Source organism: Lactobacillus delbrueckii subsp. bulgaricus (assembly GCF_046938665.1).
GTDB classification, from domain to species: Bacteria; Bacillota; Bacilli; order Lactobacillales; family Lactobacillaceae; genus Lactobacillus; species Lactobacillus delbrueckii_C.
Genome location: NZ_JBKZCD010000001.1, coordinates 230,196 through 245,268, shown reverse-complemented (window position 1 = coordinate 245,268; position 15,073 = coordinate 230,196). Strand labels below are relative to the sequence as shown.

Below are 15,073 nucleotides of genomic sequence, written 5' to 3'. Positions count from 1 at the left end.
GACCATGAAAAGAGGAAAATTAGCAACTTTGCTGGCTGCCTTTACTTTGGCAGCCGCACCTATCCTGTCTAACGCTGGCCTGGTTAGCGCCGCTGAAGACAACTATTCAACTACTAAGCCTAACGAAGTAACTGTGGCCATCCACAAGTACAAGACCACCAGCGACTTGTCAGGCAAGACCAAGCAAAACGCTGACTTTGACACCAAGTCAACCAGTGACTTGAAGAACTTGCTGGGTCTTAGCGACAGCGACAACCTGGAACCAATGGCGAACGTTAAGTTTGAATACTTCAAGGTTAACGACAGCGACAAGCTGGCAGACCTGGCTAAGAAGTCAGTTAAGGAACTGGAAGCAGCTTACTCAACTAACGGCACGATGACTACCGATGCTTCTGGTTTGGCAACTAAGGTTATTCCAGAAACTGACTACGGCAAGTACTACTTTGTCGAAGTAACTAAGACTGACTCAGCCTTTGAAACTGCACCATTCCTGCTGGAAGTTCCATCATACATTTCCGGCAAGGGTTACGCTAAGACCATGAACGTTTACCCGAAGAACAAGGTTACTACCCCAACTCCAGGCAAGGACGTCAGCGGTCTAGGCACTAACGACGACTCAGCCAAGGTCGGTGACCAAGTTAAGTGGTTCTTGAAGGGTACTATTCCTGCCGACATCGACACTTACCAAACTTACGAATTCATCGATACTTTGGATTCAGCTTTGACTTACGACAAGTCATTCACTCCAGTAGTTACTGTCGGCACTAAGACTTTGAAGGCCGGCGACGACTACACGGTAACTGAACCAACTGCTGACAGCAATGTCTTCAAGGTTACCTTGACTGAAGCAGGTAAGAAGAAGGCCTACGACGCTTACCAAGCAGCTGGCCAAACTCCAAGTGCTGAAGAAATCAAGGATATCGCCAAGAACACTGACGAAAACCCATTCATCGAAGTTGAATTCGCAACTACTATCAACGAAAAGGCCGTAATGGGCAAGACTATCGACAACAAGGTTACCTTGAACTACCACAACGGCGGCAATGTTTCTGGTCGGCCAGAATCAGACACTCCAGAAGTTCACACTGGTGGTATCCGCTTCATCAAGAAGGACGCCGTTAACAGCAACGTTCTGGAAGGCGCCGTATTCGAACTGTACGAAGCAGACGGTACTACTCCAGTTAAGTGGACTCAAGCCATGATCGACGCCAACGGCTCAACTGGCTTCAAGGACCAAGCAGTTGGCAACCAAGTTAAGCTTGTTTCAAAGAAAGACGGCACTTTCGAAATCAAGGGCCTGAAGTACGGCGAAGCTGGCAAGAACAACGACGAAGCTTCTACTAAGTACGTTCTTAAGGAAGTTCAAGCCCCAGAAGGCTACAACCTGCCAGACAACGCTACTACTACTGTGACTGTAAACAAGACGTCCTACTACAAGGACCCAACTGTTATTACTCCTGTAGCAGCTGACCCGGTAGAAATCTTGAACAACAAGACTCCAAACCTGCCAATGACTGGTGGCATCGGTGCCCTGATCTTTGCGCTGACTGGTTTGGCAGCCGTAGGCTTCGCCTTCTACGAAATCAAGAAGCGTCGTCAAGCCTAATTGATTAAACTCAATTGATTTGATCACAATTTGTTACTTTGAAAGCGGGAAAGTCATTTGACTTTCCGCTTTTCTAAAGCAGGAAAGCTGGCCCTGAGCTTGCTTGCTTTAGAAAGGTTAGTGCTGAAAGTTCGGCAACTTGTGGAAGAAAAATAGAGCAGAGTGTAGAGTATAAAAGTAGGGTGAGAAGGGAGAATTACTTATGGCGACTCTTTTACGGCGCGGCCGCTTGGCTTTGAGCGGGCTGCTGGTCTTGCTCGGTCTGGTCCTTACGGCCGGCCGGGCCCAGGCAGCCAGCCAAGAGCTGACCCTGGTCAACCCCAGCCCAAATCAGACGACTAGTTTCGTCTTTAAAGGCTGGAAGGTTGACGACCAGACCAAGCTGGCGGACTTAAACAAGCAGACTAGCGAGGAGCTGGACCAGTCCAGCCAGGCCGTTTTCCAGGAAAAAATGGCTGCCGGCCAGAGCCAGCTGAAGCTTTCCTTGGATCCCGGCCGCTACTACATCAGAGAACTGACCAAGCCGGGAGTGACAGTCCAGCCGCTGTTATTGTCTTTGCCTAGAAACGGCAGCGACCAGCTGACGGTCTACTTAAAGACTGAAGCAGTAACTGGCCAGGTCCAGCTGACCAAGCTGGGATATGCCAGTGACTCAGCTAAGGGGAAAGCCTTAGCCGGAGTCAGTTTCTACCTGTATCAAGAAGGCAACAGCCTTCCCTTAAGAGTGGATGCCCTAGGCAAGCTGTCAACGGATGACCGGGATTCCCGCCTCCTTTTAACTGACAAGAGCGGCCATATCAAGGTAACTGGCCTGCCAGCCGGCAACTACTACTTTGTCGAACAGGCAACCCTGTCTGGCTATGTAAAAAATTCCACTCCGCAGCACTTTACCGTCAAAGCCGGGGAAACGGCCTATGTGACCGTGAAGAACTACAAACCGACCGTGCCGACTCAGCCGCAAAAGCCGTCTGTGCCAAAGAGTTCAAGCTCCAGCTCGAGTTCAACTTCCAGTTCAAGTTCCAGCTCAAGCCAGCCAAAGGTACCGACTCAGCCGCAAAAGCCTAACGTTCCTAGTCAAAAGAAGAAGGGCTTCCTGCCGCAGACTGGTGAAATTGTTAGCTGGCTGGCTGTCTTTGCCGGCCTGGTCCTCCTCGTCTTTGGCCTCTTCCTGGCTGTCAAGAGCCGGCGGAAAAAAGACCAATAGGATTTACGGAAATGAAAAAAGAAGCACAAAAGCAGGCAAATAAACAAAAAACGCAAAATAAGAAAAAGGGGCCGATCTGGCCCTTTATTTTGCTTTTACTGGTCGGCTTAGGCCTCCTAGCCTATCCGCTCTCGACCCAGGTCTACAACTTCTGGCTGTCTCACCAGAAGATCCAGTCCTTCCAAAAGGCGGCAGGCAAATTGTCAGATGCTGAAGTCAAAAAGCGCCTCCGCTTGGCCCGGGCCTACAACGCCTCGCTCCTGTCCCCAGGCCAGCAGGCCGGCTTTGATGACCCCTTTAGCAAAAAAGAGAAAAAAGCAGGCGTGGCAGCTTATGCCAAGATGCTGGAATTAGAGGAAAACATCGGCTACATCGACCTGCCGAAACTCCATGAGGAATTGCCGATCTATGCCGGGACCAGCGAATCGGTCCTGCAGAAGGGGATCGGCCACCTGGCCGGGTCATCCCTGCCAGTTGGGGGCAAGAGCACCCGGGCGGTCTTGACCGGCCACCGGGGCCTGCCCAACTCCCGCCTTTTTACTGACCTGCCCCGGATGAAAAAAGGGGACGTCTTCTACGTCCATAATCTGGGTCAGACCCTGGCTTATAAGGTGGACCAGATTAAGGTTATCAAGCCAACCCAGGTCGACCAGCTCAAGATTGTCAAGGGTAAGGACCTCTGCACCTTGATGACCTGCACTCCTTACATGATCAACACCCACCGCCTGCTGGTCACCGGTCACCGGATTCCTTACAATCCAAAGGCCGAAGCCAAGGCTAAGGAGAGAAGCCGGAACCGCCTCTTCTGGATCATCATCGCCATCCTTTTACCGGTCTTGGCGATCATCATCTTCATCTGGCACAAGAAGCGGAAGAAGAAGAAGAAGGCTAAGGCAGACAAGGAAAAAGAACAAGAATAAGCAGGCAAAACGGGCCGTCCGGATTTTCCCGGACAGCCCGTTTAATATTTTCCGGGATTAATGTAGTTTGTGAAAAAAACTCCGCAAATGATGATAGAATAAAGGTAAATAGTTCAATTGGAGTAATAGGTGAATTACAGTGACGACAACACAAATCTGGATTAATTTACTAGCAATCGTTGTGATCTTTGTTTTTGCCTCCTTCTTTGTCGCGGCGGAATTTGCCCTGGTGCAAGTCCGGCCCAGCCAGTTGGAGGACATGATCGCCAACGGGCAGGGGAACGTGAAGAAACTTAAGCGGGCCCTGCACATGTCGCATAATTTAAATGAGTACCTGTCAACCACCCAGGTTGGGACCACCTTGGTCGGGGTTATCCTGGGCTGGTTCGGGGCGGACACCATCGCCAGCATTTTTGAAAGGCTGCTGGCCCTGACCCCCATGTCTAAAAATTTAGTCAACTCAGTCGGAGCCTTGATCGGGGTCATTGCCTTGACCTACTTGGAAGTGGTTTTGACGGAAGTCGTGCCGAAAAATATCGCTATCGATGCTCCGGTTAAAATGCTGATGTGGATCGTCAATCCCCTCCAGCTCTTCCATACCCTGGTTTATCCCTTTGTCTGGCTTTTGAACGTCAGCTCCTCTGGCATCTTAAAGATGCTGGGCTTTAACCCGGCCGATGAAGAAAACCAGGTCTACTCCCAGTCAGAAATCATCCGCTTGAGCAAGAACGCGGTGCATGGCGGGGCCCTGGATAAAGAAGACTTGACCTATATGGAAAGAGCCTTCCAGCTGAACGACAAGACGGCTAAGGACATCATGACTGACCGGACCCGGCTGACAGTTTTAGATGCCAGCGAAAACATCAAGACTGCCCTGGACAAGTATCTGGAAGACGGCTACAGCCGCTTCCCGGTCGTGCGGGAAAATGACAAAGATGATGTGGTCGGCTATGTCTACGCTTATGACATTGTTCAGCAGAGCCGGGTGGATGACCGGGTACCGGTGACCCGGGTCAACCGGACCATCATTACCGTGCCAGAATCTATGCCCATCCAGGACATCCTCCGCTTGATGATCAGCAAGCACACTCCGATCGTGCTGGTTGTCGATGAATACGGCGGCACCAGCGGGATCGTGACTGACAAGGATATTTACGAAGAGCTCTTTGGGTCAGTTAAGGATGAAATCGACGACGTTTCTGATGACTACATTATCAAGGACGCCGAAGGGAATATCCGGGTTTCCGGCAAGACCACCCTTTATGACTTTGAGCGCTACTTCCACCAGAACCTCAAGAGCTTCCAGAACAGTGATATCATCACTATCGGCGGCTATATGATGGAACGGTATCCCGACTTGAAGAAGGAAGAGTCAATAGAACTGGAAGGCTTCCGCTTCACCTTGGACGATATCCAGCAAGGTTTCATGCGCTGGTTCATCGTTGAAGGGCCAAAGACAAACGATCAAGCCAAAAAAGAAGAATAAGATTCAGAAAAAGGAACGTTTTTTAGACAAAAGCCGTTCTTTTTTGTTAAAATAATGGTATAATCTTGATATATCATTTTGAAAGCAATTAGTAATCGAGGAAACCTAATGAAAAGTATTCATGACGCAGTTGATCATAAGTTGTACAGCGAAGAAGACATCGCGGAAATGACCAAGCGGCTTGGTCAGCAATTGACCAAGGACTACGCTGGCAAGCGGGTCCTGGTTGTTGGTGCCTTGAAGGGGGCTATCTTCTTCCTGACTGACCTCCTGCGGGAAATGGACCTGGCTTGCGACATTGACTTCATCGACGTTTCCAGCTACGGCAACGGGACTGAATCCAGCGGCAAGATCACGGTAACCCATGACCTGGAAGCTGACGTGACCGGCCGGGACGTTTTGATCGTCGAAGACATCGTGGACACTGGTTTGACTTTGAAGTTCATGAAGGACGAACTGCTCAGCCGCGGCGCCAACTCAGTCAAGTGCTGCGTCTTGCTGAACAAGACGGCCCGCCGGACGACTGAAGTAGATGTTGAATACTACGGCACCCACGTGGGCAACGAATTCGTCATCGGCTACGGGATGGACTTTGCGGGTCTTTACCGGAACCTGCCTTACATCGGCGTCATCAAGCCAGAAGTCGTTGAAGAATTCAGCAGCAAGCACGAACACGACTAATTTTTCCTAAAAGAAAATGGATCATCCAGACGGATGGTCCATTTTTGTTTGATTTTCTTTTATTTTGTCTGTTTTTTTTTGCTCTAATGAAGCTTTTTCCAGTAGTAGACGGGCAGGCCCAGGAGGGTGATGCCCAGGCCGATTACGGAGAGGGTGAACTGGTTGATGACGGTCATCACGATGATGAAGAGACCCCCGATGATGGAAATCAAGGGAATGACCGGGTAAGCCGGCGTCATGAAAGGCCGGGCCAGGTCCGGCTCTCTTTTTCTCAGCAAAATGACGGCCACTGACAGGAGGGTGGTGAAGGTCCACATGACGAAAACCAGCATGTCGGTCAAGATTTCAAAGTTGCCCAGGGAGATCATGAGCAAAGCGATGGCCTTGACCAAAAGGGCGGAAAAGACCGGAACCCCGCTTCTGACAGAAGTCTTGGCCAATTTCTCAGAGCCGGGCAGGCGGTTGGCCTGGGCAAGGATATATGGCGTCCGCATCCCCGTCAGCATAAAGCCGTTGCAGGCCCCATAAACCGATAGAAGAATACCGACCGTGACGATCTTCCCCCCGGCCTGGCCGAAGAGCTTGAGGGAAGCATAGTAGGCCGTATTGTCATTGCCGACGATCTTGTCAAAAGGCAAAACCGCCATAAAGGCGTAGTTGACCAGGACATAGACGACTGTGACTAAGGAGAGGCCAAGGATGATGGCCCGGGCCAGGTCCTTTTTCGGATTCTTCATTTCCTTGGCTAGGTTGGTCACCACAATCCAGCCTTCAAAGGCAAAGAGGGCAGACAAGAGCCCCTGGCTGATTCCGGCCAGCCAGCCGCCGCTGTTATCCACTGTAACGGGCCAGAGGCTGACGGAAACTTGCGGGTGGATGATTGCAAAGACGATGATCAAAAAGAGAGGGATGAGCTTGATGACCGTGATCACCGACTGCATCCAGGCCGAGGCTTTGGTCCCCAGCATATTGATCAAAAAGAGCAACAGGACCACGCCAGCGGCGATCCACTTGCTGCAGTAGGCCGGCAGGCCCGCCAGGACCACAAACTGCTGGCCGAAAATCGAAGCTAAAGCCGCGATCTGGGCAGGGAAGTAGACGGTCATTTCCGCCCAGCCGAAGAGAAAGCCCCAGATATTGCCATAGCTGTAGTCCAGGTATTCAATGGCCCCGTTGACATTCAAGGCGGCCGCGATTTCTGACACGGTCAAGCCTGAGCAGATCGAGATGACTCCGGCTAAAAGCCAGACCAAGATGGTGGCTGAACTTGACCCGGTGCTTTGGGAGATGCTGCCGATCTTGAAGAAGACCCCGGCCCCGATAACTGAGCCGATAACAGTTGCCAGTGCCTGGCCAAAAGAAATCTGTTTTTTCACGAAATCCCTCCAGTAAAACAAGTCTAACCCTTAAATTATACAAGAAATCTTTCTGCTTGGTATAGGAGGATTTCTCGGCTAAAATGGTAGAAGGAGGTTTTGGGCGATGGGGCAAAAAAAGCATTTCCAGCATCCGGCGACACTGCCGGCCCTTTTGATTCTGCTGGCCGCGATTATCGGCCTTTTGGCATATGGCCTGTACAATTATGCCAGCCAGACGACCCTGCCAAAAGGAGCCAGCCAAAGCGCGGTCGGCCTGAAGGTCAGCCAGGCGGATTTTGACCTCAGCCGCCTGGAAAAGGGCGGCTTGTCTTTCGTTTATCTGCCGGTTGACCAGAATTTTGCCGCCCGGCGCGAGCAGGTGGCCAAGACCAAATTGGCCTATGGCAGCATCATTGAGGTGGCCGGGGAGAAAAATGCGGCAAAGCAATTATCCCGGGCTAAGAGCCTGGCGGCTGGGCATTGGGGGGCCTTGCCCATCCTGCTGGATAGCGGGCAAGATGACCCCAGCGCCGCCAATTTAACGGCGATGAGCAAGCTGGCCTATTCCCTGGTCAAGAGTCATGAGGTTATGGTCAACGCCCCGGTCAAGTACAAGAAGCTTTTTCCAGCGGGATGCAAGTTCCTGGCCACCTCGTCGTCATCGCCAAGTAAGCTGGACTACTGCTTCTGGCGCTATACGGAAAAGGGCCACGTGGCCGGGGTCAGCGGGATCGGCTGCAAGAATGTCATGTACGCCTATATCGGGACCAGCCAGCAATATAAAGAAAAGTATGGACAATTAGCACAATGATTTACACAGAACAAATTCAAGCAGTTTTGCAAAAGGAAGGCAAAAGCCAGCCAACCTTGATCCAGAAAGAAACTTATGAGGCCATTAAGAACGGGGCCAGCCTGGTCGCTTTGGCCAAGACGGGGACAGGCAAGACCCTGGCCTATGCTCTGCCGGCTTTAGAGCGGGTCATCCCGGGGGAGAAAAATTCCCTGGTGATTTTGGCCCCAACGACTGAACTGGCCGTCCAGATCAGAAATGCCATCCTGCCTTTTGCCAAGGCCCTGGGTCTGAAGACTTTAGCCTTGGTTGGGGCCGGCAACCGGCAAAGACAGGACGAGCGGCTGAAGAAGGACAATTGTGAGGTCCTGGTCTGCACTCCGGGCCGCTTCTTTGACTTCTTCTCCTCGGGCCGGATCAAACTGGTCCAGATCAAGACCCTGGTGATCGATGAAGCTGACGACATTTTGGAATTCGCCAAGCTGGAGCTTTTGAGTTCTTTAGGGCAGAACCTGTCTGCTTCCAGCCAGATCCTCCTCTTTGGGGCCACTGAATCCCAGATTACCCAGGAGGCAGAAGAAATTTTTGCCCGCCACTTCCTTTTAGTCGACGTCCGCCCCGACCAGGGCAGCCGGACTGAACACGTCTTTTTGCAGGTAGACAATGAGCACAAGCTGGAATACCTGCAGCGCTTGTGCAAGCTGGATGGCTTCCGGGGCCTGCTCTTCTTTGACTCAAATGAGGGGATGCTGCGCTTTGCCAGAATTTTTGCCCACAGCAAGACCCGCTTTGAAGTTTTGGCCAATAATTTCTCAAAAGACAAGCGCCAGCAGGCCATCCGGGACCTGGCCAAGGGCAAGGTCAAGCTGCTCTTAGCCACTGACCTGGCGGCCCGGGGCTTGGACATTCCAAAACTAACCTACGTGGTTAACTACGAAATCCCGACTGATGCCAATACCTACATGCACCGGGCAGGCCGGACCGGCCGGATGCAGCAGGAAGGCAAGGTGGTGTCTCTGGGTAACGACCACGACCTGCGCAAGCTGAAGAAGCTTTTGGAAGGGGAAGTGACCGTCGACCGGGTCTACTTTGCCGGCTACCACTTAAGCAAGGAAAAGCCGGTCAAGAAGGAAAAGGCTGAAGACAAAAATAAGCTAGCTGTAATTGAGCAGCCAGTCAAGAAGAAAAAGAAGTCCAAAAAGAAAAACAAAAACAAGGGTTATCACCCGCATTATCTGAAGGGGAAGAAGCAAAGTGAATAGCGTGATTGACTGGCTGGAGCGGCACTTGTTGCCCTTGGCCAATAATCTGGCCTCGGTCCGCTGGCTGGTGGCCCTTAGGGATGCTTTTATTTCCACCCTGCCGATCAGTTTGACTGGGTCAGCAGCCGTTTTGATCAAGAGCCTCATCGTTGCCGCCAACCGCAACTGGGGCTGGCATGTTTTTTACCAGCTCATGCAGCCCCTAATCTCCATCTGCAACTTCGTCTGGCGGGGGAGCGTGGCCATGTTTGCCCTCTTCTTCGTCCTCAGCTGGGGCTACCAGTTGGCCAAGGCCTGTGAGGTGGACCCCTTGGCCGGAGCGATGACGGCTCTTTGTTCTTTCATGATGAGCATCGCCAACTATTCTTACCTCATGCAGGGAAATAAGCGGATCAAGCTGGACCAGGCTTTTAACATCAAGCAGCTGTCAACGACAGGGATGTTTACGGCCATTCTCTTTGGCGGCCTGGGCGTGGCCCTGTACATCCTGGGGGTCAAGGCCCGGCTGGGCCTGCATATCCAGACGGCCATGCCCCCGGCCCAGACCTTAGCCTTTGAAGCAGCGATCCCGGTTATGCTGGCCCTCTTTATCGTGGGCGGCCTGAACTTTCTCTTCCAGACTATTACCGGCCAGTATTTTGGTGACTGGCTCTTAGAGATCATCCAGCTGCCCCTTTTGAAACTGGGCCAGGGCTTTATCATGGTGATTGCCATTACGGCTTTAACCCAGCTCTTCTGGTTCTTCGGCATTAACGGGGCCAGTGCTCTGGCTCCGGTTGTCGGTTCAATCTGGGCCACGGCCCAAAACGCCAACCTTTTGGCGGCGGCTAACGGCCATAAGATCCCGTATTTGTGGACCAACACTTCTTTTGTGGTCTTTGGGGTCAGCGGGGCCTGCCTGCCTTTAGTCATCGCGATTTTGCTGACCTCCAAGCGCGGCGACCACCGGACTTTGGCCAAGGTGGCCCTGGCTCCGGCTGTCTTCAACATCAATGAGCCCATGCTGTACGGGCTGCCGATCATCTTGAACCCGGTCTGCTTTTTGCCCTTTACCCTGGCCCCTTTAGCCAATATTTCCTTGGCTTATCTGGCGACCAAGCTGGGCTGGATTAACCGGGTCCAGGCCTCGGTGCCCAATATCATGCCCCCGGTCATCGGCCCATATCTGGCCACTAACTATGACTGGCGGGCCCTGGTTTTGTCCCTGGTCAACCTGGTCATCGCGGTCTTGATTTGGCTGCCCTTTGTCAAGGCAGCTGACCAGATTGGGCAGACGGATGAACCCCGTCGCTTTTTCATGCCGCAATACTGATGACTTAAGCGAAAGCACTAGCTTTTTCAACACATTTTTTGTAGAATAAAATGTGTTGTATGGCCCGGTAGCTCAGTTGGATAGAGCACTGGTTTCCTAAACCAGGTTGTCGCGAGTTCAAATCTCGCCCGGGTCATATCTGCCCCCCACGGAAGTGAGGGGTTTTCTTTTTGCCTTTTTTCTGCTTTTAATTTCTTTTTTTCGCTTATTGTATTGCTTTTCGCTTTTAACTTTGTCAAAAGTGAACGGCTTTTTAACAAAAAATTAAAGAAAGTAAAGCATCCAGAAAAAGAAAGCGGATTTTTGCTTTTCGATATGAAAATTATGAAAGTGTTGACGAAAAGCATTGCAAAGGCTGGGAGCTTCCTCTATAATTCAAGACATCAGTTTATGAGAGAGAAATTAAACGTTATTAGATATCTCATAATCTGCGTCAATGTAATTATAATTTTCTACCGTTAGGAGGCGGAGACTATATGTCTGAAACAACTCAAACAAAAGAAACAGTTGGATCATTTACGATGAAAGTCCTTAATGGTTCAGCGACTGCCATTATCGTGTCACTTTTACCAAGTGCCATTTTGTCAACCTTCTTGACTCCCTTCGCAGGAAGCAACGCGATTGTGGCCAATCTTTTGCACATTGTGACCGTCTTCCAATACTTCTTCGCCGTAATGTGCGGCTTCTCAACCGCCAAGCAATTTGACCTGGGCTACACTGAAGCAGCCTGTGTGGGCGGGGCAGCCTTCCTGGGCTCCGGCTGTGTGACCGCGGTAACTACCACGGTTAAGGGCGTAACTACCACCAGCTTCCAATTAGCTGGGATGGGGGACGTTATCAACACTATGCTGACGGCAGCCGTTGCTGTTCTCTTTATCAAGTGGGTCGGCGACCGCTTCGGCTCACTGGGGATCGTCTTCTTCCCAATCCTGGCCGGGACTGGCGTCGGTTTCCTGGGCAGCTTGACCAAGCCTTATGTATCCCTGGTAACCACGGCCATCGGTGACGTGATCAACACCTTCACCAAGCTGGCTCCATACCCAATGTGTATCTTGATCGCTATGTCCTTCGCGATCATCATCGTTACCCCGCTGTCAACTGTAGCCATCTCCGTGGCCATCGGCCTGGCCGGCATGGGTTCTGCCGCAGCTGGTTTCGGTCTGGCAAGTACCGCTGCCTTCCTTATCTGGGCAACCCTGAAGGTTGACAAGCCAGGTGTGCAAGTTGCCATCTTCTTAGGCGCCATCAAGATGATGATGCCAAACTTCCTGAGATACCCAGTGATCGGGATCCCGATCGCTTTAACAGCGGCTATCTCAACTCTCTCCGTGCCAATCCTTGGCATGCAGGGGACCCCGGCTTCCGGTGGTTTCGGCCTGATCGGGGCAGTTTCTCCTTTAGCAGCCTACAATGCCGGCTTCCACAACGTGCTGGTGCTGGTCATCGTCTGGGTAGTCGTACCATTCGCGGTTGGCTACCTGATGAAGAAGATCTTCGTTGACTGGACCAAGATCTGCAAGCCGGAATACTTCATCACTCCGGCCCGTTAATTGTCATTAAAATACTCCTTAATCTATTCCAATAAACCATATTTTTCCTCAGATAGTTCAAGTCCGCGGCTGAAGCTTTGTCAGCCGCGGCTTTTTCGTCTTCCTTGACAAAAAATAATATTATTAGTAGGCTAAAGTAAGTTAAATGTTAAGGAACCTTTAAATTCAGTCCCGTGAGGCTGACAAGGACATTTCTGTTCCGGGTTCCAGTATTTGGAAAGGAAGATTTCTTTTGAAAGAAGACAAGACATTCCGGAACCCTGAAGCGGTTTTGGACGTCCAGGACAAGCCGAAGTTCGGTCCCTGGCTGCTGCTCTCAATCCAGCACCTCTTCACCATGTTCGGTTCGACCGTCCTGGTTCCGCTTTTAATCGGCTTAAAGCCAAGCATCGCCCTCTTCTGTTCAGGGGTGGGGACCTTGGTTTACATCCTCTGCACCCAGGCGAAGATCCCAGCCTACCTGGGCTCCTCTTTTGCCTTTATCGCTACTATGCAGGCCTTGATGAAAAATTACGGCTACCCGGCCGTAGGGCAGGGGGCCATCGCGGCTGGTCTGGTCTACGTCATCGTGACCCTCTTGATCGCCCGCTTCGGTTCCCGCTGGCTGGACAAGATCCTGCCGCCAATCGTGGTTGGCCCGATCATCATCGTTATCGGCCTGTCACTAGCGACGACCGCGGCTAACGATGCCATGTTCAACGCCAGCGGCAAGTACAGCCTGACTTACTTCGGGGTAGCGATTTTTACCCTGGTGATTACCATTATCTTCAACATGTTTTTGAAGGGCTTCCCGAGCATGATCCCGGTTTTGCTGGGGATCATCTGCGGCTACCTCATGGCCCTCTTCTGCGGGATCGTTGATCTGTCCGGCGTTGAAAGCGCCAAGTGGTTCTCTTTGCCGGCCTTTGATGTTTTAGGCGTCAGTTACAAGTTCAAGTGGTACCCGGCCGCCATCATCACTATGGCGCCAATTGCTTTTGTTACGATGACTGAGCACATGGGCCACATCATGGTCTTAAACAAATTGACCAAGCGGAACTTCTTTGAAGACCCGGGCCTGCACCGGACCCTGCTGGGCGACGGTCTTTCCAGCATCATCGCCGGCTTTTTAGGCGGCCCGCCAACCACCTCCTACGGGGAAAACATCGGCGTTTTGGCCATGACCAAGGTCCACAGCGTCTTCGTCTTGGGCGGGGCAGCCTTCTTTGCCATCGTCTTCTCCTTCGTCGGCAAGGTGTCAGCAGTGATCGAATCCATCCCAACCCCGGTTATCGGGGGGATCTCCTTCCTGCTCTTCGGGATGATCGCGGCTAACGGCCTGCGGATCCTGGTTGACAACAAGGTCGACTTTGAAAAGAAGCGGAACCTGGTCATCGCTTCCGTCATCCTGGTTATCGGGATCGGGGGCACCTACCTCAAGATCGGCTCATTCCAGCTGACCAGCATCGCTTTGGCTACGGTCTTCGGGATTCTCTTGAACCTGATCTTGCCGGAAAAGGCAGCCAGCGAACAATAGAACTTTTGCAAATAGCTTTCCATAATTGCCTGGAAGGCTATTTTTTATTTAAAAAGCTGCCTTTTTGGTTTAAGATAGGTAAGTAACAAAGAACAAACAGAGGGATTTTTTGATGAACAATTTACCAGAAGAATTAGCAAAAATTGTCAAGGAAGTCGACGAGCAGATCGCCGGCCGCCTGCATGAAATCGACGAACAGGTTATTTACAACCAGGCCAAGGTCCTGGAAGCCTTCGTGGACAACGCGGTCGCTGAATCTGACTTGAAGGGAACCAACGGCTACGGGGACGATGATGAAGGCCGGGACAAGCTGGAGCGGGTCTACGCCCAGGTCTTCCACACTGAAGACGCCCTGGTGCGGCCGCAATTCGTGTCCGGGACCCACACCTTGATGACGGCTTTAGACGGGAACCTGATTCCTGGCGACACTCTGACTTACTTAACGGGGATGCCTTACGACACCCTGCAGCACGCCATCGGCCTGACCGATGACAAGGCCGGCACCTTGATTGAAAAAGGAGTCAACTTCTCTTATGTACCACTTAAAGAAGACGGCAGCGTTGACTTTGAAGAGGGGGAAAAGATCTTAAAGCGGGACCAGCCGAAGATCGTGGCTATTCAGCGGTCCCGGGGCTATGATACCCGGGAAAGCTTCCCGGTTGCCAAGGTCAAGGAAATGATCGACTTTATCAAGGAAGTCAGTCCAAAGTCCTTGATCTTCGTTGACAACTGCTATGGTGAGTTTTCAGAAAAGCATGAGCCGACTGAATACGGGGCCGACTTCATGGCCGGTTCTTTGATCAAGAATGCCGGGGGCGGGATTGCCCAGACTGGTGGCTACATCGTCGGCAGAAAAGACTTGATCCACCGGGCAGCCAGCCGGCTTTTTGCCCCGGGGATCAGCGACTCAGAAGGCCCAACCTTAAACAGCCTGCATGAGTTCTACGAAGGCTTCTTCCTGGCGCCAAACGTGACCGGGGAAGCCATCAAGGGGATGATCTACTCAGCGGCCTTGATGGAAAAGCTGGGCTTCGACGTGTCTCCTAAGTGGGATGCCCCGCGGACTGACTTGATCGAACTGATCACCTTCAACGACAAGGAAAAGATGATCAAGTTCTGCCAGGAAGTGCAAAAGAACTCACCGGTTGACTCCTTCGTTACCCCAATTCCAAGCCACATGCGGGGCTATGAAGATGAAGTCATTATGGCCGGGGGGACCTTTGTCTCCGGGTCAACGGTTGAATTCTCAGCTGACGGCCCGATCCGTCCGCCTTACGCTGTCTACATGCAGGGCGGTTTGACCTACGCCCATGACAAGATCGCTGTGACCAACGCGGTCAAGGCAGTTCTCTTTGGCGACTAAGGGAAAAAGGCGAAATAAAGAAAGA

The 15,073-nt window shown here is 51.9% G+C and carries 12 protein-coding genes and 1 tRNA gene; 12 read left to right on the top strand and 1 reads right to left on the bottom strand.

The window, feature by feature from the left end:
• Positions 1-4 precede the first annotated feature (4 nt).
• The 5 genes from ACLUXO_RS01205 to hpt all read left to right on the top strand — a co-directional run bounded on the left by ACLUXO_RS01205 (position 5) and on the right by hpt (position 5,897).
• Positions 5-1,606 carry a SpaH/EbpB family LPXTG-anchored major pilin gene (locus ACLUXO_RS01205; RefSeq protein ID WP_412135990.1) on the top strand — a complete coding sequence of 534 codons (1,602 nt, stop codon included), beginning with the start codon at positions 5-7 and terminating at the stop codon, positions 1,604-1,606.
• Positions 1,607-1,808: 202 nt separating this feature from the next.
• Complete coding sequence (locus ACLUXO_RS01200) at positions 1,809-2,810, top strand: MSCRAMM family protein (protein WP_412135989.1); 1,002 nt, start codon at positions 1,809-1,811, stop codon at positions 2,808-2,810.
• Positions 2,811-2,821: 11 nt separating this feature from the next.
• Complete coding sequence (locus tag ACLUXO_RS01195) at positions 2,822-3,730, top strand: class C sortase (RefSeq protein WP_412135988.1); 909 nt, start codon at positions 2,822-2,824, stop codon at positions 3,728-3,730.
• Between the two features lie 139 nt (positions 3,731-3,869).
• Complete coding sequence (locus tag ACLUXO_RS01190) at positions 3,870-5,216, top strand: hemolysin family protein (protein WP_412135987.1); 1,347 nt, start codon at positions 3,870-3,872, stop codon at positions 5,214-5,216.
• A 108-nt stretch (positions 5,217-5,324) separates the two neighbouring features.
• Positions 5,325-5,897, top strand: coding sequence for a hypoxanthine phosphoribosyltransferase (hpt, locus tag ACLUXO_RS01185; protein ID WP_002877987.1), 573 nt, complete (start codon positions 5,325-5,327; stop codon positions 5,895-5,897).
• 83 nt (positions 5,898-5,980) lie between these two features.
• On the opposite strand, the gene ACLUXO_RS01180 is transcribed toward hpt, so the two are convergent.
• Positions 5,981-7,273: an APC family permease gene (locus tag ACLUXO_RS01180; RefSeq protein ID WP_412135986.1), complete on the bottom strand. Its 1,293-nt coding sequence runs from the start codon at positions 7,271-7,273 to the stop codon at positions 5,981-5,983.
• A 106-nt stretch (positions 7,274-7,379) separates the two neighbouring features.
• On the opposite strand from ACLUXO_RS01180, the gene ACLUXO_RS01175 reads away from it, so the two are divergent.
• From ACLUXO_RS01175 to ACLUXO_RS01145, 7 genes are all read left to right on the top strand, one after another.
• Positions 7,380-8,066, top strand: coding sequence for a glycoside hydrolase family 25 domain-containing protein (locus tag ACLUXO_RS01175; protein ID WP_412135985.1), 687 nt, complete (start codon positions 7,380-7,382; stop codon positions 8,064-8,066).
• Positions 8,063-9,307: a DEAD/DEAH box helicase gene (locus tag ACLUXO_RS01170; RefSeq protein WP_412135984.1), complete on the top strand. Its 1,245-nt coding sequence runs from the start codon at positions 8,063-8,065 to the stop codon at positions 9,305-9,307. Before ACLUXO_RS01175 ends, ACLUXO_RS01170 begins: the two co-directional genes overlap by 4 nt.
• A complete protein-coding gene (locus tag ACLUXO_RS01165) occupies positions 9,300-10,619 on the top strand; it encodes a PTS sugar transporter subunit IIC (RefSeq protein ID WP_412135983.1) in 1,320 nt (439 codons plus the stop codon). The genes ACLUXO_RS01170 and ACLUXO_RS01165 overlap by 8 nt, the downstream gene beginning before the upstream one ends.
• Positions 10,620-10,680: 61 nt before the next feature.
• Positions 10,681-10,755 (top strand) — tRNA-Arg (locus tag ACLUXO_RS01160).
• 340 nt (positions 10,756-11,095) lie between these two features.
• The gene (locus ACLUXO_RS01155; protein WP_412135982.1) at positions 11,096-12,169 is read left to right on the top strand and encodes a PTS sugar transporter subunit IIC; all 1,074 of its coding nucleotides are present in this window, start codon (positions 11,096-11,098) and stop codon (positions 12,167-12,169) included.
• Between the two features lie 232 nt (positions 12,170-12,401).
• The gene (locus tag ACLUXO_RS01150) at positions 12,402-13,685 is read left to right on the top strand and encodes a uracil-xanthine permease family protein (RefSeq protein WP_412135981.1); all 1,284 of its coding nucleotides are present in this window, start codon (positions 12,402-12,404) and stop codon (positions 13,683-13,685) included.
• Between the two features lie 112 nt (positions 13,686-13,797).
• Positions 13,798-15,048, top strand: a complete 1,251-nt coding sequence (locus ACLUXO_RS01145) for a methionine gamma-lyase family protein (RefSeq protein ID WP_412135980.1) — start codon at positions 13,798-13,800, stop codon at positions 15,046-15,048.
• Positions 15,049-15,073 lie beyond the last annotated feature (25 nt).

Excerpts from the sequence above, each read along its gene's own strand:
- ACLUXO_RS01205 (WP_412135990.1), top strand. The coding sequence starts at position 5 with ATGAAAAGAGGAAAATTAGCAACTTTGCTGGCTGCCTTTACTTTGGCA.
- ACLUXO_RS01200 (WP_412135989.1), top strand. The coding sequence starts at position 1,809 with ATGGCGACTCTTTTACGGCGCGGCCGCTTGGCTTTGAGCGGGCTGCTG.
- ACLUXO_RS01195 (WP_412135988.1), top strand. The coding sequence starts at position 2,822 with ATGAAAAAAGAAGCACAAAAGCAGGCAAATAAACAAAAAACGCAAAAT.
- hpt (WP_002877987.1), top strand. The coding sequence starts at position 5,325 with ATGAAAAGTATTCATGACGCAGTTGATCATAAGTTGTACAGCGAAGAA.
- ACLUXO_RS01175 (WP_412135985.1), top strand. The coding sequence starts at position 7,380 with ATGGGGCAAAAAAAGCATTTCCAGCATCCGGCGACACTGCCGGCCCTT.
- ACLUXO_RS01170 (WP_412135984.1), top strand. The coding sequence starts at position 8,063 with ATGATTTACACAGAACAAATTCAAGCAGTTTTGCAAAAGGAAGGCAAA.
- ACLUXO_RS01155 (WP_412135982.1), top strand. The coding sequence starts at position 11,096 with ATGTCTGAAACAACTCAAACAAAAGAAACAGTTGGATCATTTACGATG.
- ACLUXO_RS01145 (WP_412135980.1), top strand. The coding sequence starts at position 13,798 with ATGAACAATTTACCAGAAGAATTAGCAAAAATTGTCAAGGAAGTCGAC.